The following is an 18,552-nucleotide window of genomic DNA, read 5'->3' on the forward strand; positions in this document are numbered from 1 at the left end:
AGCCTAGCTGCCGAGAGAAGCCAGGACCACGCCGGCCATGATCAGGGCGCCTCCAGCTACGGTATGCCAGTGCAGGGGCTCACCCAGGAATAGCCAAGCCAGCAAGGGAACGATCAGGAAGGCCAGACTCATGAAAGGATAGGCAAGGGCCAGCGGCGCTTGACGCAGGATCCACACCCACCCCAGCGTTGTAATGCCATAAAGGCCGACAGCCAACAAAAACCAGCCATTCAACAGCAAACCTGCAGGCGAAAAGGAACTGATAGAGAGGGCTGCCTTTCTGAACAGAAGCTGACCAATCGACATTCCCGCCACACAGACGACCATGTAAAGGTAGAGGGCGTAATTCATGTGAACGCCAATGATTCTTTGCTCAGCGACCTGGTTCCTGCTTTCTCAGCAGCCAGACGCGGATATCTGGTCGTGACATCCTGATCAATGGGAGCAGCATTCTTATACAGAAGGCCATTATGATCGATTGGATCTTTGAGGTGCTTCCCGCGTAATGGATGCGTTCCGTGAGGCCCGTTTTTCTATGCTGGGTAGTGCAGTGAGCGCCTCGACTTCAAAGCCTGTGGAGGTCGCAAGCCTAGTTATGGATTGTGTATCGAAGTAATATAAGTGAGGTGACGGAAGACCCACTTGCCACATTCTCTCAAACGGTGCAGATTGACCCAGGCGCGCCATCAATTTGGAAAGCCGATAGATTATTCCTTGGCTGTCCGGGGCATTGACGACCACGTGCCCATGCTGAGATAGGTGGTCGTGGCAACTTCTCAACGTTGACTGAACGTCTGGAATATGCTCCAGAACATCATTGAAAATGATGATATCAAAAACATCCGCATCGTTGAGTACATCGGGGAAAAAACCTTGTCTCACGCGCAAGCCCTTGGCGCTGGTCGCGCTGGCAATCGCCTTGTCTGGCTCGATGCCTTCAACATCATATCTTTTCTGTGCTTGCTCCATGAACCAGCCATGAGCACATCCGACCTCCAGCAGTAAGGGGCGTGTCTGAAGCTCCGATGGATATTGATGGTCAAGCCAATTCAGCAGTGTCGCAAAATTGGCCTGACGAAGTTTTTGAGTGCCGTGAGCCGCGCCGATTCATCCATTGCATCGATTTCATTTATTTTCGGCGTCAGAGAGGATTTTTCGAATTTGCAATGGTTGCATACGAAATGCCATTCGAAAAGACCAGGTCTCATCGCTGCGCCACAAGCAGCGCATTGGGTTATGGTCGATGTTGTCATTTTGGGGCTTATTGAGCAGGAGTTGCTTTGTTGTCGCCGTGATGCGAAGGGCGCTATTGTTCGTGACTGATGGGGGTACGGCTGCTTATCTTGGGGAGGGTGAAGGTGTATATGAAGGCTGGCGGCCTGTGTCGGGGAGTACCAGTGCGCGCCAGCGATCAGTGACTTCCGGTTTCACCATTTCGCCGCCGCCCCATGTGACGACGGTCCCCACCGGACAGACGTACGCGATTCTGAGGTCTCCCGGCCCTGCGGGGCGGAGATCCTGTGTGGCGTGGATCACGTATTCATGCATCTTGCCATCTCCGACCACATTCAGTTGGGGCGATGCCAGCATCCGATTTTCCTGGGGTGCGGTAAAGCCGACCTCCGCGTAACGGCACTTCTTTCCATCCGGTGGCCGGACCGCGAAGCGCAAGCGCCACAGGGCGTTGTCGCTCACCGCACGCCGGGAGGTGACTTCAGCAGAAGGTGTCATGGGAAATACCAGCGCGCCCGGCCGCTCGAGCAGTCGCCATGAGGTTGCATCGACGCGGGAGATGTTCGTGGTGGCGATGCCGGCGGTGGCATCAACCCTGGCCAGGAGTGTGGTCGGCATGTCTTGCGGAAGCGGGTCCATCGACACGCGTTCGATACGGCGAGGGTGCGCCAGCAGAAGAGCGGCCGACAGGATCAGGACCAGGGCCAACACCTTGCTCGAAATGGCGGGGCCATGCATGCCGCGTGCGACCAGGCGCCACTGCACGCCAGCGTCATCGCGCACCTTTTCCGCCCCGAGAAAGCGGCTCATCAGCGCCCAGCTGACGCCGGTCAACACGCACAGCCAAGGCTCAAACAAGCCTGTGCTGTAACGACTGTTGTAAAGCACCGGCAGGAACTGTGCGAGCAGGCCCAGCATCCCCAGTAACAGCAGACCCGCTGCGATGGCGCGACGTCTTCCCATGGCGACCGGGTCTTCGCCGTTGGACATGGCTGCTGGCGCAAACTGCTGAAAAAACGCTTCCTGCCTTGACGTAACCACAGTCCTCCCGTGACCAGAATGGCGCTAGCGATGCTGAACAGCTCGAACACGCGTATGCCACGCAACTCATTGCCCGAGACCGCGAGTGCGACGGGATGATGGAACAGCCACCACCATGCTTTGCGCGCAAAAAACACCAGACGATCCGACCATGTGTAGCTGCTCAATGTTTCCATCGCAATATTGCGCAGGAAGCGGTCAGTTGCTAAGTGGAGGTGGTCGCCATGGGTGCCAGGGGCTAACCCGGCCAGCGCATTGACGTCGTAGTCAAGGCCGTAATAGGCGGGTTCGGTGCCCTGGCTGATGGGATTCAATCCCAGATACAGGCTAGTGCCAGACCCCGTCGCGATACCCCACAGTCCGAAGAGCACTCCGTTCTTCACAACCACGATGAGCGCCGGAACGAGGCCGAGCGCAATCATCAACGCCAGCTGCTGCGCTACGCCGTGCGCCGCGGTCGAACGCATTGAGGGCCACCAGGCGATGACCAGGCACATCACCAGCATCGCAGGTGCCATCAGCTGAAGCGCGGGTCGCCCGAGCAGCGTCATGGAAAGCCCGAAGGCACCCAGCGCGATCCAGCGGTGAGGCTGGGGCGTTCCCAGGATCAATCGGGCGCTGGCGAGAAACAGTGCGGACACGCCGGCGACATAGAACGGTTCCGTCCACTCGGCCACAAAGTATTCCCGCAACTCGGGATGGAGCGCGAACAAGGCTGCCGTCAGCAATGCCGCGCGCGTACCGCCCAGCAGATCGGCGGTGCGCCACAACATGGCTGCGGAAGCCAGAAACAGCGCCACGTTGGTAGCCGTATCGCATCCTGATCGAACTGCCACAAGGCCGGCCAGATGTAGGCCAGCGGCGCCATGCGGTAGCTTTCGGGGTCCAGAAAGAAGGCAAGCCCTTCGGTGGTGAGGCGCTGGGCTGCGGGCAAGTAGGTATATACCGCGTCATGGGGCGTCGGTCGGCCCCAGATTTCCGCCAAGCGAATGGCCGCCAGCACCAGCACCGGAACAAGCCATGCCATGTGCCAGCGGCGATCACGTGCATACGTCGTATTCATGGTCAGCCCGCCTGCAACGCCAACCCCGCATGCTCCCGCAGCGGATGAAAGTGGATCTTGGGAAAGCGTTCCTGCGCCAGCCGCACGTCGTAGGGGAGGTGCACAGGTAGGCCAGCGCATCCGCCGCATCGTGTGCCATGCGCAGGGGTAGGCGTTTTCGAACTCGCGCAGCTCGGCCGGGGTGTCGGCCGTGATCCAGCGGGCGCCGGTGTACTGGCTGCCTTCCAGGCGCACGTCGCAGTCATACTCGGTCTTCAGGCGGTGCTGCACCACCTCGAACTGCAGCTGTCCCACGGCGCCCAGCATCATGTTGCCGCCGGCATCGGGCTTGAAGACCTGGATCGCGCCTTCCTCGCCCAGCTGTGCCAGGCCCTGCTGCAGCTGCTTGGTGCGCAGCGGGTTCTTCAGCACCACGGTCATGAACATCTCGGGCGCGAAGAAGGGCAGGCCGGTGAATTGCAGGTTGGCGCCGTCGGTGATGGTGTCGCCCAATTGCACGCCGCCGTGCGTGGTGAAGCCGATGATGTCGCCCGCGTAGGCTTCATCCACGGCCTCGCGCCGCTGGCTCAGGAAGGTGACGACGCTGGTCGGTCGCAGTTCCTTGCCCGTGCGCTGCACCTTCAGCTTCATGCCCGGCGTGTATTTGCCGCTGGCCACGCGCACGAAGGCGATGCGGTCGCGGTGGTTGGCGTCCATGTTGGCCTGCACCTTGAAGACGACGCCGGCAAAGGTCTTGTCCTCGGGCTGGATCACCTGCTCCTGCACCTGGCGATTGACCAGCGCGTGGCTGGTGCGCGGACGCGGCGGCGGCGCCATGTCGACCAGTGCGTCCAGCACTTCCATCACGCCGAAGTTGTTGACGCCCGAGCCGAAGAACACCGGTGTCTGTTTGGCGGCCAGAAAGGCCTCATGGTCCCACGCGGGCGAGGCGCCCACGGCCAGTTCCATGCTTTCCTCGGCGGCGAGAAAGGCATCGCCGAAGCGGGCGACGAGCCGGTCGCGCTCGGCCAGCGGAATCACCTCGAAGTCCTCCGGGCGCTTCTCGCTGCCCGCCTGGAACACCGTCATGGCCTGCGTGCGCAGGTTGATGATGCCGCCGAAGCGCTTGCCCTGGCCCACCGGCCAGGTCATGGGCACGCAGGGCATGCCCAGTTCGCGCTCCACTTCATCCAGGATGTCGAGCGGGTCGCGCACCTCGCGGTCCATCTTGTTGACGAAGGTGATGATGGGCGTGTCGCGCTGGCGGCAGACCTCGATCAGGCGGCGCGTCTGCGTCTCCACGCCGTTGGCGGCGTCAATCACCATCAGCGCGCTGTCCACCGCCGTCAGCACGCGGTAGGTGTCCTCGCTGAAGTCCTTGTGGCCGGGCGTGTCCAGCAGGTTGATGACGTGGTCGCGGTACACCATCTGCATCACGCTCGACGCGACCGAGATGCCGCGCTGCTTCTCGATCTCCATCCAGTCGCTGGTGGCGTGGCGGCTGGCCTTGCGGCCCTTCACGGCGCCGGCGATCTGGATGGCGCCGGAGAACAGCAGCAGCTTTTCCGTCAGCGTCGTCTTGCCGGCGTCGGGGTGGGAAATGATGGCGAAGGTGCGGCGGCGGCGCGTTTCGGCGGCGTGGGTCAAGGCAGAAAACTCCGGGCGCGCAGTGCAGCCCGGGCGGGCGGCGCGCAAACGGTGAATTATCGCCCGCTCAACGCCCGAAAATGCACGCCGCCGCTATAATCGCGGCCTTTCCGAGGAGCGTTGCAGCGCCTGCACAGTGCAGCCAGGCGTGAGGCTCGGAAGCCGATTTCTTCGCAACGACGCTCACCCACTGATCGCGTGTGGTGAGTTTTTCATCCCGTCAGTGGTTTTTCAAATGCATCGCCTTTGGAGCAAACCATGAACGCCCCCTGAAAAACCCCGTGGCCGCCGATTCGGCCATTGCCGACATCAACCTGGCCGCCTGGGGCCGCAAGGAAATCGCCATCGCCGAGACCGAGATGCCCGGCCTGATGGCGATCCGCGAGGAATTCGCCAAGAAAAAGCCGCTGAAGGGCGCACGCATCACGGGCAGCCTGCACATGACGATCCAGACCGCCGTGCTGATCGAGACGCTGCAGGCGCTGGGCGCCGACGTGCGCTGGGCCTCGTGCAACATCTTCAGCACGCAAGACCACGCCGCCGCCGCCATTGCCGCCGCCGGCACGCCGGTGTTCGCCATCAAGGGCGAGTCGCTGAAGGACTACTGGGACTACACGCACCGCATCTTCGAATTCGGCAAGAAGGGCGCGAAGGGCGAAGGCCCCAACATGATTCTGGACGACGGCGGCGACGCCACGCTGCTGCTGCACCTGGGCCAGCAGGCCGAGACCAACCCCAAGGTGCTGGCCAACCCGAAGAGCGAAGAAGAAAAGGTGCTGTTCGCCGCCATCAAGGCCAAGCTGAAGGAAGACGCCACCTGGTACAGCCGCAAGAGCGCTGAAGTGCTCGGCGTGACCGAGGAGACCACCACCGGTGTTCACCGCCTGAAGGAGATGAGCGCTGCCGGCACGCTGCTGTTCCGCGCCATCAACGTCAACGACAGCGTCACCAAGTCGAAGTTCGACAACCTGTACGGCTGCCGTGAATCGCTGGTCGACGGCATCAAGCGCGCCACCGACGTGATGGTGGCCGGCAAGATCGCCGTGGTGTGCGGCTATGGCGACGTGGGCAAGGGCAGCGCGCAGGCGCTGCGCGCCTTGAGCGCCCAGGTGTGGGTGACCGAGATCGACCCCATCTGCGCGCTGCAGGCCGCCATGGAAGGCTACCGCGTGGTGACCATGGAAGAGGCCGCGCCGCTGGCCGACATCTTCGTCACCGCCACCGGCAACAAGGACGTCATCACCTACAAGCACATGAAGGCCATGAAGGACCAGGCCATCGTCTGCAACATCGGCCACTTCGACAACGAGATCGACGTGGCTGGCCTCGAAGAAAAGTGCAAGTGGGAAGAGATCAAGCCGCAGGTTGACCACGTGATCTTCAAGGACGGCAAGCGCATCATCCTGCTGGCCAAGGGCCGCCTGGTGAACCTGGGCTGCGCCACTGGACACCCGAGCTACGTGATGAGCAGCAGCTTCGCCAACCAGACCATCGCGCAGATCGAGCTGTTCACGCGGCCTGATTCGTACGCCGTGGGCCAGGTCTACGTTTTACCGAAGCACCTGGACGAGAAGGTGGCGCGCCTGCAGCTGGCCAAGCTGAACGCGAACCTCACCGAGCTGACGCCCGAGCAGGCACGCTACATCGGCGTGCCCAAGCAGGGGCCGTACAAGCCGGACACCTACCGCTATTGAGTTGATAGCTGCCTGCGCTTGGTGCGCGGGCGCTGGATGCCGATTTGCCTTGTAATCCGTGCGTGCCGACCAGTGGCTCGTCGAACGCGGCCTGGCCGCCAGCCGCAGCCAGGCGCAGCGCCTGATCGCGGCCGGTGCGCGCTGGCTGTCGCCCAGTGGCTGGAAGACGCTGGCCAAGAGCGACGAGCTGCCGCCGCACGCCGAGGTCGAGTTGCTCGACGCCGCCGAAGCGCGCTACGTCTCGCGCGGCGGGCTCAAACTGGAGGGCGCGCTGCGTGCCACCGGGCTTCAAGTCACCGGCTGGCATGGCCTTGACGTGGGCCAGTCCACCGGCGGCTTCACCGACTGCCTGCTGCAGCACGGCGCGGCCAGCGTGGTGGGCGTGGACGTGGGCCACGGCCAGCTGCACCCGCGCCTGCGTGGCGATGCGCGGGTGCGGGTGCTGGAAGGCGTCAACGCACGGCATCTGGTCGCTTCTCAATTGATAGCTGCTGGCGCAGGTGGGACGGGCGCTGAAGGCCGATTTGGCTCGGATTTCGACCTGATCGTCGGCGACCTGTCCTTCATCTCGCTCACGCTGGTGCTGCCGGCGCTGGCGCCCTTGCTCAAGCCCGGCGGGCATCTGCTGCTGCTGGTCAAGCCGCAGTTCGAGTTGCAGCCGGCCGACATCGGCAAGGGCGGCATCGTGCGCGATGCGGCGCGGTACGCCCAGGTCGAGCAACGCCTGCGCGCGGCGTGTGCCGAGGCGGGCCTCGCCGTGCGGCACTGGCTGCCCAGCCCCATTGCCGGTGGCGACGGCAACCGCGAGTTCTTCATTCATGCCGCTGCGGCGGCCATTTCAGTGACCCAGACATGAGTTTCCCGATCAGCCTTGAATTCTTTCCGCCCAAGACGCCCGAAGGCGCCGAAAAGCTGCGCGTGGTGCGCAGCAAGCTGTATGCGCTGGCGCCCGACTTCTGCTCCGTCACCTTCGGCGCCGGCGGCTCGACGCAGGAGGGCACGCTGGACACCGTGCGCGAGATCGTCGGCGAAGGCCAGCACGGCGTGCCGCACCTGTCGTGCATCGGCCAGACGCAGGCGTCGATCCGCCAGCGCCTGGCGACCTACCAGGCCGCGGGCGTCAAGCGCATCGTGGCGCTGCGCGGCGACCTGCCCAGCGGCTATGGCAGCGGCGGCGAGTTCCGCTACGCCAGCGACCTGGTGGCCTTCATCCGCGCCGAAACGGGCGAGCACTTCAAGCTGGCCGTCGCCGCCTACCCCGAGTACCACCCGCAGGCCCGCTCGCCCGAGGCCGACATCGACGCCTTCGCCGCCAAGGTGCGCGCCGGGGCCGATGTGGGCATCACGCAGTACTTCTTCAACGCCGACGCCTACTTCCGCTATGTGGACGAGCTGCGCCGCCGCGGCGTCGACACGCCCATCGTGCCGGGCATCATGCCCATCACCAATTCCACGCAGCTGCTGCGCTTTTCCGACGCCTGCGGCGCCGAGGTGCCGCGCTGGATTCGCCTGCGCCTGCAGGCCTTCGGCGACGACGCGGCGGCCATCAAGGATTTCGGCGCCGACGTGGTGGCCGCGCTGTGCGAGCGCCTGCGCGCCGGCGGCGCGCCCAGCCTGCACTTCTACACGCTGAACCAGTCGGTGGCCACGCTGGAGGTGTGCCGGCGGCTCGGGCGCTGCGATTGAGCTTTATACGAAGATGGTTTGAATAAAGCGGCGTTTTCTGGACTTTCGTGTCTAAAAGACGCCGCTGCGACAGCTTGAAACATGCGCTGGGCCGGCTGCGCCGGTAAAATCCGCCCCCATGTTACGGGACACCTCTCCCGGCGCCCGCTTGCGCGGCGTGCCGGTTTCGGGAAGTGCACACCGTCTGCCGGCAGCCCGCTTGTTGTGTGTGGGCATGCTGTGGCTGGCAGCAGGGCCCTGGCGGCCCAGACGGTGAGCCTGAACGCTTCCACATCATCCGCTCTCTCCGAGCCTTGCTCTTCGGCCAAGGCCGTGCACGACATGCGTTGCCCCAACTACACCGGCTTCAGGGCGCGGTTGGGCGGCGATGCGGGCGCGCGCGAAGCCGCGTCGGGCGATGGCGCGCAAGGCCTGGTCGAACCGCAGCGCCCGGCCCTGGGCCTGCGTGGCGGGCGCGACCTGGGGCGTGGCATGGCCTCGTGGTACGGGCCGGGCTTCCACGGCCGCCTGACGGCCAACGGCGAGAAGTTCGACATGCACGAGCTGACCGCCGCGCACAAGACCCTGCCCTTCGGCACCCGCGTGCTGGTGCACAACCCGCGCACCGGCAAGGAAGTGGTGGTGCGCATTAACGACCGCGGCCCGTTCATCAAGGGCCGCGTGATCGACCTGAGCAAGGCCGCCGCCAAGGCCCTGGGCATGAAGGGCCGCGGCCACGACGCCGTGGTGCTGCGCGAAGTGCGCCCGGCGCGCGCAGGCGGCGAGCTGGTGGCGGCAGGCGGCGATACCTGACGGCTCCGGTGCCCTGCCGCGCAGCCCTGGCACGCCGCACAGTGCCAGAACAAGCGATAGCCATTTGGCGCGGCTTCGCGGTATCAAAAAGAAGCTGCTGGCGCCCGTTGACAGGGCGCCAGCGCCTTTTTCAGCATCAGAAAAATTTGAGAGGTTCCCCCTCTTGCAGAAGGGGTGTGCTCCTCTTTTCGGCCGCCGCCGTGGGCTGCGCCGCGGCGCGATCAGATCAGCGCTCGTCGTAGCTCACCGTCAGCCTGTCGGTGGTCGGCCGCGCCTGGCAGCTCAGCACGAAGCCTTGCGCCATCTCGGCTTCTTCCAGCGTGAAGTTCTTGTCCATGCTCACGCTGCCATCCAGCACCTTGGCGCGGCAGGTGCAGCACACACCGGCCTTGCAGGAATAGGGCAGATCGAGCCCCGCCGACAGCGCCACGTCCAGCACGTGCTGGTCGCGCCGCATGCTCAGCTCGTGCTGCTTGCCGTCGATGACCACGGTCAGATCCACCTGGCCAGCCGGTGCTTCCGGGTCGGCCTGCTCGACGGCGGCGCGGCGCGCGGCGGTGCTCAGCGCCTCCAGCGTGGGTGAGGTGAAACGCTCGCTGTAGATGCGGTCTTCGGGCACGCCGGCAGCCTTCAGCGCCGTCTGAACCTGCTCGATCATGGCCTCGGGACCGCACACGAACACCTCGTCCATGCTCTGGCGGGCAGCAGCGTGTCGATCAGCTGCTGCACCTTGGCGGCGTCGATGCGGCCTTCCAGCATGGGCACTTCCTGCGCCTGGCGCGACAGGATGTGGATCAGCGTCAGGCGGTTCTTATACTTGTCCTTCAGGTCCTGCAGCGCCTCGTTGAACATCACGCTGCTCATGCGGCGGTTGCCGTACACCAGGGTGAACTTGGCGCTGTCCGACTCTTCCATGGTGCTGGCGATGATGCTCAGGATGGGCGTGATGCCCGAGCCGGCCGCAAAGCCCACGCGGTGCAGCGCGCGCGGCTTCTTGATGGTGAAGCGGCCATCGGGCGGCATCACGGCCAGCTTGTCGCCGGCTTTCAATTGCGTGGCGGCCCAGTTCGAGAACACGCCGCCTTCCATGGGGCGGATGCCCACTTCCAGCTCCTTCGCCTGGCTGTAGCGGCTGCGCGTGCTGCAGATCGAGTAGTTGCGCCGCACGTCCTGCCCGTCGATGGTGGTGCGCAGGGTGAGGAACTGGCCGGGCTGGAAACTGAACGACTCCTGCAAATCATCCGGCACCGCAAAGGTGATGGCGACCGAGCCGGCGGCCTCGGGGCTGACGCGGGCGACGGTGAGATCGTGGAAGCGAGGAACAGACATGGGGTGAGCGCTCCTGGGAATCTTCTGGGATGTGAACGAGGTGGATGCCAAGCGAGGTTCGCCCGGCCGCTGCGCGCGTCCCTTGGGGGAAGGCGCGCCGCGACTCAGGGTGGGCGTCAGAGCCTCTTGAAGTAATCGAACGGCTCCATGCAGTCGAGGCAGCGGTACAGCGCCTTGCAGGCGGTGGAGCCGAAATGCGAGGTTTCGGTGGTGTTGACCGAGCCGCACTGCGGGCAGGCCACTTCGACCTTGGCGGCGGCGTGCGGCGCGAACCGCAGCGCGGCCTCGCCCGGCGCCTGGGTGCCGCACTGGGGCGGCGCGATGCCGTAGGCGCGCAGCTTCTCGCGCGCCTCGGGCGTCATCCAGTCGGTGGTCAGGCGGGGGCGAGCTGGGTGACGACGCGGCCTTCGACGCCCGCGCCCTTCAGCACGGCGCCGATGTCGTCGGCGATCTGGTCCATGGCGGGGCAGCCGCTGTAGGTGGGAGTGATGACCACCTCGACGCGGCCGTCGGCGCCGCGGCGCAGGTCGCGCAGGATGCCCATCTCGCGCAGGGTGACGACGGGGATCTCGGGGTCGGTCAGCTGGTCGAGCGCGCGCCAGAGCGGCGCGAGCTCCGGCTCCCTCTCCCGCGGGGCGGGAGAGGGTTGGGGTGAGGGTGATGTGTCGCGCATGGCAGGCCGCCCCTCACCCCCACCCTCTCCCCAGAGGGGCGAGGAGTAACAGCCAAAATGCGACCGTACGATCACCACGTCGCTCCCGGATGCGCGCGTGCCAGGCTCTGCATCTCGCCCAGCAGGTAGCTCAGGTATTCCGAATGCACGCCGCGCTTGCCTTCGGGAACATAGCGCTTCACATCGGCCGGGCGCTTCAGCGTGGCTTCGGCGATGGCTTCGTCGACCATCTGGTGCCACGCGGCGCGCAGGCTGGGCACGTCAACGCCGGAGCCCGATGCATTCGCCTCGGACTCCAGCGCGCTGGCGGTCCAGAACTCTTCGGTGAAGGGCAGCAGGTAATCCAGCGCGGCCTGCGCGCGGCGCTGCGACTCCTCGGTGCCGTCGCCCAGGCGCAACAACCAGTCGCGCGAATGGCGCAGGTGGTAGCGCACTTCCTTCAGGCTCTTGGCGGCGATGGCGGCCAGATGCTCGTCGGTGGACTGCTGCAGCCGTTCCCACACCTGCACCATCAGCGCGCTGTAGAGGAAGTTGCGCACGATGCTCACCGACCAGTCGCGCGCGCCGCCGGCGGCGGGCACCAGGCCGGTGTGGTGCGGCAGCTCCAGCAGCACGTAGTTGCGGAAGTCGCTGTCGCCACGGAAGTAGGCCAGCGTGTCTTCGGTGATCGCGCCAGCGGGCCAGGTGGCGCCGCGCGGCGCGCGCACGTCGCCGTTCAGCCGCTCGGCGGCATATTGGTACAGCAGGCGCGCCTGGCCGATCAAATCGAGGCTGTTGTTGGCCATGGCCAGGTCTTCTTCCAGCACCGGCGCGTGGCCGCACCATTCGGCGTTGCGCTGGCCCAGCACCACGGCGTTGTCGGCCAGGTGCAACAGGTAGTCGATGGGCGCTTGCTTTTTGTAGCTGCTGGCGCTGTTCTGGCGGGCGCCAGGGCCGTATCCGATTCTGCGTGCATCACATGTGCCCCACTTCTTCAGGAATTTCGTAGAACGTGGGGTGGCGGTAGATCTTGTCGCTGGCCGGCTCGAACAGCTGGTCCTTCTCGCTCGGGTCGCTGGCGGCGATCAGGTGCGAGGGCACGACCCAGATCGACACGCCTTCCTGCCGGCGCGTGTAGACGTCGCGCGCCATCTGCAGCGCGTGCTGCGCATCGCTGGCGTGCAGGCTGCCGCAGTGCTTGTGCTCCAGGCCTTGCTTGGATCGAACAAAGACTTCCCAAAGCGGCCAGTCTTTCAGGGCGGGTTGTGCGGTGCTCATCGTGTGTTCTCCGGGGTGTTTGTCTTACGCGGCTTTCAGCGCGCGTTGTCTCTGCTTCTCGGCATGGGCCAGCGCCGCGTCGCGCACCCAGGCGCCGTCGTCGTGCGCCTTCACGCGCGTGGCCAGGCGCTCGCGGTTCATGGGGCCGTGGCCGTTCACGGTCTGCCAGAACTCGTCCCAGTCGATTTCGCCGTGGTCGTAGTGGCCGCGTTCTTCGTTCCACTTCAGCTCGGGGTCGGGCAGCGTCACGCCCAGCACGGCGGCCTGCGGCACGGTGGCGTCGATGAACTTCTGGCGCAAATCGTCGTTGCTGATGCGCTTGATGCCCCAGCGCATGCCGTCGCTGGAGTGCATGCTGTCCTTGTCGGACGGGCCGAACATCGCCAGGCACTTCCACCAGGTGCGGTTCACGGCGTCCTGCACCATGTCGCGCTGGGCCTGGCTGCCTTTCATCATCACCAGCAGGGCCTCGTAGCCCTGGCGCTGGTGGAAGGATTCTTCCTTGCACACGCGCACCATGGCGCGCGTAGGGGCCGTAGCTGCAGCGGCACAGCGGGATCTGGTTCATGATCGCCGCGCCGTCGACCAGCCAGCCGATCACGCCCACGTCGGCCCAGTTCAGCGTGGGGTAGTTGAAGATGGAGCTGTACTTGGCGCGGCCGGAGTGCAGGGCATTCAGCATGTCGTCGCGGCTGGTGCCCAGCGTTTCGGCGGCGCTGTACAGGTACAGGCCGTGGCCGCCCTCGTCCTGCACCTTGGCGATCAGGATGGCCTTGCGCTTCAGGCTGGGCGCGCGGCTGATCCAGTTGCCCTCGGGCAGCATGCCGACGATTTCGGAATGCGCGTGCTGGCTGATCTGGCGCACCAGGGTCTTGCGGTAGGCCTCGGGCATCCAGTCGCGCGGCTCGATGCGGCCATCGGCGGCGATGCGCGCCTCGAACTGCGCCATCAGCGCGGCGTCGTTCTCGGAAGCGGGCTTGGGCACGGCCTTGAGGCCGGCCTTGGCGTCGGCGTCGTCGGGCACGGAAAAGGATTGGGTGTACACGCGGATGTCTCCTGTCGTGGGTGGTTGGCGCGCGGCCAACACCGCACGCCATGAAATGCGCGAAACCGGAGTATAGAGAATTAGCCGACCGAGCGGTCGGTTAATTGGTCGGCCGGGGTTGAGGGTTTTCCCGCGCCGTCAACCAGCGTCGCCGGCTTCCACCGACCAGGCATGCCCGCGCCCACGGCCGTCGCCCAGGGCTTGCAGCACGAGAGGCAGCGCCGCGTCCAGCGTGCCCTTCAGGCTGTGCGGCGGGTTGATGACGAACATGCCGCTGGCCGACAGCCCGGCGCCGCCGGGTGCAGCGCCCACGTTGAGCGTGGCGTGCAGCCAGGTGCGCCCGGCCTGTTGTGCCAGCGTCTTGAGCCGGCGCGGCAGGCCATGCGCCTCGGGGCGCCCGATGATGGGGTACCAGACGAGGTACACGCCGGTGGCAAAGCGCTTCAGCGCATCCTGCACGGCCGCGGCCACCTTGGCGTAGTCGCTCTTGATTTCGTAGCTGGGGTCGATCAGCACCAGCGCCCGGCGCGAGCCGCCAGCGGCCGGTGGTGGTGGCAGCAGTGCCTTCAGGCCATCGAAGCCGTCCTGCCGCGCCATCGTCACCTGGCGGCCAGCCTCCAGTTGCTCGATGTGCGCCTGCAGTGCCTGGGCGTCGGTGGGGTGCATCTCGAACAGCTTCAGGCGGTCGTGCACCGGCGCGCGCGCGGGCTCGGTCATCAGGGCGTGCATCAGCAAGGGCGAGCCGGGGTAGACGCGCCAGTCGTCGTTGCCATCGCGGTTGAAGCCGGCGATCAGGGCCAGATAGTCGGCGAGTGCATCTGCTTCATTATTGATAGCTGCTTGCGCTTTATTGGCGGGCGCTGAAGCCGATTTTTCATCGAAATCAGGATGGGCCCACAGCGCCTGCATGCGCGCGATGCCGGCCGCCGCCTCGCCCGAGGTCTGCGCCGCGCCGCCGTCCAGCCGGTAGATGCCCGCGCCCGCGTGGGTGTCGACCAGCAACAGTGGCGAATCCTTGCGCATCAGGTGTCGCAGCGTCGCCAGCAGCGTGATGTGTTTCAGCACGTCGGCATGGTTGCCGGCGTGGAAGGCGTGGCGGTAGCTGAACATGCGGGCATGGTACCCGCGCCGCGGTGCTGCGCCGCCCGTCCCGCAAATCGGGGGTGTGAGCGCGCGCCTGAAAACGTAGAATTTCGTGCTAATAAAAGGATGCGAAGAGGTGAGGAATGGAACTGGAAGTGCCGCCGTGCTCCGACAGTGAACTGGCGTTGCTGCTGGCCAAGTGGAGCGAGCGCGCCGAGTCGCGCGAACCCCTGGCGCTGGCCATGGCGCGGGCCTTTGCGCGCGAATCGGCCCGGCGCATCGCCCTGCGGCGCAAGCCCGATGCGCGGCTGACGCCGCCGCCATGGCATTGAGCGCCCGGGTTCTTGCCTGACGGCGCCGCGCCGGGGTAGAATCAAAGGCTTTGCAGCGCTTTGCAAGACCCCGCGGCAAGCGGTGAATCGCCTTTCTTTACAGGGGCGGGGCGCCGAAACCCACCTAAGAGGCTCCCGTCACAAGAGGAGCACCGACCGTGGAAAAGGGTCTGACCAAACCATCCTTTGCACAGGAAAACTCATGAAAACGTTCAGCGCGAAACCCGCTGACGTGACGCACGAGTGGTTTGTGATTGACGCCACCGACAAGGTGCTCGGACGGGTAGCCAGCGAAGTTGCCCTCCGTCTGCGCGGCAAGCACAAGGCCATTTACACGCCTCACGTCGATACCGGCGACTACATCGTGGTCGTCAACGCCTCCAAGCTCCGCGTCACCGGCGCGAAAGAGCTCGACAAGAAGTACTACCGCCACACCGGCTATCCGGGTGGTCTGCGCGAGACCAACTTCCGCGACCTGCAGGCCAAGCACCCCGGCCGCGCGCTGGAGAAGGCCGTCAAGGGCATGCTGCCCAAGGGCCCGCTGGGCTACGCCATGATCAAGAAGCTGAAGGTGTACGGCGGCGCCGAGCACCCGCACAGCGCCCAGCAGCCCAAGGCGCTGGAAGTCTAAGGAGCCGATGCAATGATTGGTGATTGGAACAATGGCACCGGCCGTCGCAAGTCCAGCGTCGCCCGCGTGTTTCTGAAAAAGGCTCCGGCAAGATCACGGTGAACGGCAAGGACATTGCTGACTTCTTCGGCCGCCAGACCTCGATCATGATCTGCAAGCAGCCGCTGGTGCTGACCGACAACGTCGAGACCTTCGACGTGCAGGTCAACGTGCACGGCGGCGGCGAATCCGGCCAGGCCGGTGCGGTGCGCCACGGCATCACCCGCGCGCTGATCGACTACGACGCGAACCTGAAGCCGCAGCTGTCGGCCGCCGGTTTCGTCACGCGCGACGCGCGCGAGGTCGAGCGCAAGAAGGTCGGTCTGCACTCCGCCCGCCGTCGCAAGCAGTTCAGCAAGCGCTGATTCCGCTGCAGGCAACCGAAGGAACCGCGCGGCCGTCAGGCTGGCGCGGTTTTTCTTGGGCGTGCCGCCCCGCGCTGGCGGGCAGCGTGGTAAAAGCAGGGCAACCAATCAAGGAGTCCGTGAGATGCTGGGCATCAAGTCGAAGTTGTCGGTTCGCAGCACCATCGGCGCCGGCATGCGTGTGCAGGGGCCGTGCACATTCCAGGACGGCCTGCAGATTGACGGCACGGTGCTGGGTGATGTGATCGCCGAAGGCGGCCAGCCCAGCGTGCTGGTGATCGGCGAGGGCGGCAGCGTGGAAGGGCGATCAGCGCCGACCACGTGGTGATCGGCGGCACGGTGGTCGGCCCGGTGCTGGCGCGCGAGCTGCTGGAGCTGCAGTCGAAGGCGCGCGTGCAGGGCGATGTGCGCTACAAGTCGCTGGAAATGGCGCAGGGTGCGGTGATTGCCGGCCAGTTGCAGCCGCAGCTGACGCCGCCGCCCGTGGCGCACGAGCCGATGGCCTCCAATTCACCGGCCGAGGAGCCGCGCGAGCCCACCGAGCCGACGCTGGACCTGGACCGGCCGTGAAGCGAAAACCCGACTAATTCGATATACTATTGGTCAATTCGTTTTTGACCGCAGGAACCGCCATGAGCGCCGTAGCCCAAGACATTCAAACCCCCACCGCGATGCCTGACCCGATCCTCTTCAGCGACAGCGCGGCCGCCAAGGTGGCCGACCTGATCGCGGAAGAAGGCAACCCCGACCTGAAGCTGCGCGTGTTCGTGCAGGGCGGCGGCTGCTCGGGCTTCCAGTACGGCTTCACCTTCGACGAGATCGCCAACGAGGACGACACGACGATGACCAAGAACGGCGTCTCGCTGCTGATCGACGCCATGAGCTACCAGTACCTGGTCGGCGCCGAGATCGACTACAAGGAAGACCTGCAGGGCGCGCAGTTCGTCATCAAGAACCCCAACGCCCAGACCACCTGCGGCTGCGGCTCGTCGTTCTCGGTGGCGGACGAGTAAGCCCACTGCACTTTAATTTGTATAGTGGCATGCGCAGGTCTGGTAAGCATTTCAAGAGAAATCGATCTGAAATCCTTTGTGGATGAGCGCAAGCAGCTATTATTTTTGATGTTTCTGCCAAGACTCCCCGCATCACAAGCGGCCGGGTTGAGCCCAACGAAAAAGGGCGCCCTGGGCGCCCTTTTTGTGGTTGCGTGCGACCTACTCGAAGCTGCTGCGCGTGATCTCGCCGGCGGCGGTCAGCTGCATCTTCATGCCGGACGACCACTTGGCGAACGCCGCCTTGCCGCCGGGCGACACGGGCACGTACTCGCGCTGCTCGGCCAGCACTTCGGTCGGGTCCTGCGGCGTGTTGTCGATGCGGAACTCGAAATGCAGGTGCGGGCCGGTCGACACGCCGGTGGAGCCCACGGCACCGATCTTCTCGCCCTGCATCACGTTGTCGCCCACCTTCACGTCGATGCGCGACAGGTGCGCGTACAGCGTCGAATCCTTGGCGTTGCGGTGGCGAATCTGGATCACGTTGCCGTAGCCGTTCTGCACGCCGGCAAAGGTGACCACGCCGTCGCCGATGGTGCGCACCGGCGTGCCGGTGGGGGCGGCGTAGTCGACGCCGTTGTGCTCGCGGCTGTAGCCGTACACCGGGTGGTTGCGCATGCCGAAGCCGCTGGTGATGCGCGACACCTCCATCGGCGACAGCAGGTAGGCCTTGCGCAGGCTCTGGCCGTCGGGGGTGTAGTAGGCGCCCTTGGTCGCGCCCTGTTCCTTGAACCAGATGGCCTGGTGCGTCCGGCCGCGGTTGACCACCTCGGCGCTCAGGATCTTGCCGGCGCGCATGGTTTCGCCGTCGGCTTCCAGCGTTTCGTAGACCACCGAGAAGCGGTCGCCCCGGCGCAGGCCGCGGTGAAAGTCGACGTTGGACTCGAAGATCTCGGTCAGCTGCTTGGTCACGCTGTCGGGCAGGTTGGCCTCGTCGGTGGCGGCGAACAGCGTGCCGCGGATGGTGCCGCTGGCGATGCGCTGGTTGGCCACCAGGGGCGCGGTCTCGACGCGCACGCTGAAAGCGTCGCCCGCCTTCTCGACCACCAGGCGCTTGAAGTTCTCGTCGTCGTTCTTGTCGAGCCAGTGGGTCTGCAGCTTGAGCAGTTCCTGCCGGTCGCTGGCCTCGGCCGTCACCAGGCGGGTGAAGCGGCCGAACAGCGCCTGGCGCGTGGTCTCGTTCTTGCGCAGGAAGGCCGCGGCGGCCGGGTCGGCCAGGCCCAGCCGCTTGAGCAGCGCCTCGGGCGTGTCGTTGCTGCGGGTCGATTCGCTGCGGTAGAGGGTAAAGGAATGGGTGTCCAGGATGTCGGTCTGGGCGCCCAGTTGCGGCTCCACCGACTCGGCCACCAGGCGCAGCGGCGCGGTGGGGGCGGTGGGCGCCAGCGAGGCCACGGCAAACGCGCCGCCGCCGCCGCACAGCATGAAGCCGGCGATGACCGCGGTGATGCGTTTGGGGTGACGGTGGATGAAATCAGCGACGGCCAGGCCGGAGGAAATCAGTTGTTGCTTCACGCGACGTTGTTCCGGAATTCGTTGCAGTCAGGCGACAGACATGGGCAGCGGGTCACCTGTCGAAGCGCTCTGTCGAAGAGAGCCGGGCCTCTAGAATCG

Annotated in this window: 17 protein-coding genes, 6 pseudogenes and 1 riboswitch; of the genes and pseudogenes, 10 read left to right on the forward strand and 13 right to left on the reverse strand. The window is 65.4% G+C overall.

Annotated elements, in window-relative coordinates; translation table 11 throughout:
* Positions 1-3: 3 nt before the first annotated feature.
* Positions 4-351, reverse strand: coding sequence for an EamA family transporter (locus tag H0I39_RS12425; RefSeq protein WP_180550702.1), 348 nt, complete (start codon positions 349-351; stop codon positions 4-6).
* Positions 352-468: 117 nt separating this feature from the next.
* Positions 469-1,107, reverse strand: a complete 639-nt coding sequence (locus H0I39_RS12430) for a class I SAM-dependent methyltransferase (RefSeq protein ID WP_180551801.1) — start codon at positions 1,105-1,107, stop codon at positions 469-471.
* On the opposite strand from H0I39_RS12430, the gene H0I39_RS12435 reads away from it, so the two are divergent.
* A complete protein-coding gene (locus H0I39_RS12435) occupies positions 1,093-1,323 on the forward strand; it encodes a hypothetical protein (protein ID WP_180550703.1) in 231 nt (76 codons plus the stop codon). The genes H0I39_RS12430 and H0I39_RS12435 overlap by 15 nt on opposite strands.
* 15 nt (positions 1,324-1,338) lie before the next feature.
* Here the strand turns inward: H0I39_RS12435 and H0I39_RS12440 are convergent, their stop codons facing one another.
* The 4 genes and pseudogenes from H0I39_RS12440 to H0I39_RS12455 form a co-directional block, all read right to left on the reverse strand.
* Positions 1,339-2,151, reverse strand: coding sequence for a hypothetical protein (locus H0I39_RS12440; protein ID WP_180550704.1), 813 nt, complete (start codon positions 2,149-2,151; stop codon positions 1,339-1,341).
* A complete protein-coding gene (locus H0I39_RS12445) occupies positions 2,064-3,047 on the reverse strand; it encodes a hypothetical protein (RefSeq protein ID WP_180550705.1) in 984 nt (327 codons plus the stop codon). Before H0I39_RS12445 ends, H0I39_RS12440 begins: the two co-directional genes overlap by 88 nt.
* On the reverse strand, positions 2,996-3,337 hold the full coding sequence (locus H0I39_RS12450; RefSeq protein WP_180550706.1) for a hypothetical protein: 342 nt from the start codon (positions 3,335-3,337) through the stop codon (positions 2,996-2,998). Before H0I39_RS12450 ends, H0I39_RS12445 begins: the two co-directional genes overlap by 52 nt.
* A gap of 2 nt (positions 3,338-3,339) precedes the next feature.
* Positions 3,340-4,963: pseudogene (locus H0I39_RS12455) on the reverse strand (peptide chain release factor 3).
* Positions 4,964-5,069: 106 nt separating this feature from the next.
* A riboswitch (S-adenosyl-L-homocysteine riboswitch) is annotated at positions 5,070-5,155 on the forward strand.
* 77 nt (positions 5,156-5,232) lie between these two features.
* Between H0I39_RS12455 and ahcY the strand changes: the two are divergent.
* The 4 genes from ahcY to H0I39_RS12475 all read left to right on the forward strand — a co-directional run bounded on the left by ahcY (position 5,233) and on the right by H0I39_RS12475 (position 9,135).
* A complete protein-coding gene (gene ahcY / locus H0I39_RS12460) occupies positions 5,233-6,657 on the forward strand; it encodes an adenosylhomocysteinase (protein WP_180551802.1) in 1,425 nt (474 codons plus the stop codon).
* A gap of 58 nt (positions 6,658-6,715) precedes the next feature.
* Complete coding sequence (locus H0I39_RS12465) at positions 6,716-7,513, forward strand: TlyA family RNA methyltransferase (protein WP_180550707.1); 798 nt, start codon at positions 6,716-6,718, stop codon at positions 7,511-7,513.
* Complete coding sequence (gene metF, locus H0I39_RS12470; RefSeq protein ID WP_180550708.1) at positions 7,510-8,343, forward strand: methylenetetrahydrofolate reductase [NAD(P)H]; 834 nt, start codon at positions 7,510-7,512, stop codon at positions 8,341-8,343. Before H0I39_RS12465 ends, metF begins: the two co-directional genes overlap by 4 nt.
* Positions 8,344-8,664: 321 nt before the next feature.
* Positions 8,665-9,135 (forward strand): septal ring lytic transglycosylase RlpA family protein, encoded by a 471-nt coding sequence (locus H0I39_RS12475; RefSeq protein ID WP_180550709.1) that lies wholly within the window; start codon positions 8,665-8,667, stop codon positions 9,133-9,135.
* A 226-nt stretch (positions 9,136-9,361) separates the two neighbouring features.
* On the opposite strand, the pseudogene paaE reads toward H0I39_RS12475, so the two are convergent.
* The 6 genes and pseudogenes from paaE to H0I39_RS12505 form a co-directional block, all read right to left on the reverse strand.
* Positions 9,362-10,464, reverse strand: a pseudogene (gene paaE, locus H0I39_RS12480) (1,2-phenylacetyl-CoA epoxidase subunit PaaE).
* A gap of 116 nt (positions 10,465-10,580) precedes the next feature.
* A pseudogene (paaD, locus tag H0I39_RS12485) lies at positions 10,581-11,137 on the reverse strand (1,2-phenylacetyl-CoA epoxidase subunit PaaD).
* 71 nt (positions 11,138-11,208) lie between these two features.
* Positions 11,209-12,081 (reverse strand): 1,2-phenylacetyl-CoA epoxidase subunit PaaC, encoded by an 873-nt coding sequence (gene paaC, locus H0I39_RS12490; RefSeq protein WP_180551803.1) that lies wholly within the window; start codon positions 12,079-12,081, stop codon positions 11,209-11,211.
* A gap of 10 nt (positions 12,082-12,091) precedes the next feature.
* Positions 12,092-12,394: a 1,2-phenylacetyl-CoA epoxidase subunit PaaB gene (gene paaB, locus H0I39_RS12495; protein WP_180550710.1), complete on the reverse strand. Its 303-nt coding sequence runs from the start codon at positions 12,392-12,394 to the stop codon at positions 12,092-12,094.
* A 24-nt stretch (positions 12,395-12,418) separates the two neighbouring features.
* Positions 12,419-13,286 (reverse strand): annotated as a pseudogene (gene paaA, locus H0I39_RS12500) (1,2-phenylacetyl-CoA epoxidase subunit PaaA).
* Positions 13,287-13,577: 291 nt separating this feature from the next.
* The gene (locus tag H0I39_RS12505; protein WP_180550711.1) at positions 13,578-14,549 is read right to left on the reverse strand and encodes a 23S rRNA (adenine(2030)-N(6))-methyltransferase RlmJ; all 972 of its coding nucleotides are present in this window, start codon (positions 14,547-14,549) and stop codon (positions 13,578-13,580) included.
* A gap of 116 nt (positions 14,550-14,665) precedes the next feature.
* On the opposite strand from H0I39_RS12505, the gene H0I39_RS12510 reads away from it, so the two are divergent.
* From H0I39_RS12510 to erpA, 5 genes and pseudogenes are all read left to right on the forward strand, one after another.
* The gene (locus H0I39_RS12510) at positions 14,666-14,854 is read left to right on the forward strand and encodes a hypothetical protein (protein WP_180550712.1); all 189 of its coding nucleotides are present in this window, start codon (positions 14,666-14,668) and stop codon (positions 14,852-14,854) included.
* Between the two features lie 202 nt (positions 14,855-15,056).
* The gene (gene rplM, locus H0I39_RS12515) at positions 15,057-15,485 is read left to right on the forward strand and encodes a 50S ribosomal protein L13 (RefSeq protein WP_180550713.1); all 429 of its coding nucleotides are present in this window, start codon (positions 15,057-15,059) and stop codon (positions 15,483-15,485) included.
* A gap of 12 nt (positions 15,486-15,497) precedes the next feature.
* Positions 15,498-15,889: pseudogene (gene rpsI, locus H0I39_RS12520) on the forward strand (30S ribosomal protein S9).
* 175 nt (positions 15,890-16,064) lie between these two features.
* Positions 16,065-16,459, forward strand: a pseudogene (locus H0I39_RS24735) (bactofilin family protein).
* Positions 16,460-16,521: 62 nt separating this feature from the next.
* Entirely contained in the window at positions 16,522-16,902 is a 381-nt protein-coding gene (gene erpA / locus H0I39_RS12530; protein ID WP_180550714.1) for an iron-sulfur cluster insertion protein ErpA, read from the forward strand.
* A gap of 201 nt (positions 16,903-17,103) precedes the next feature.
* On the opposite strand, the gene H0I39_RS12535 is transcribed toward erpA, so the two are convergent.
* Complete coding sequence (locus H0I39_RS12535) at positions 17,104-18,453, reverse strand: M23 family metallopeptidase (RefSeq protein ID WP_308645846.1); 1,350 nt, start codon at positions 18,451-18,453, stop codon at positions 17,104-17,106.
* Positions 18,454-18,552: the final 99 nt, after the last annotated feature.

The organism is Ottowia beijingensis (genome assembly GCF_013423955.1).
Classification (GTDB): Bacteria; Pseudomonadota; Gammaproteobacteria; order Burkholderiales; family Burkholderiaceae_C; genus Ottowia; species Ottowia beijingensis.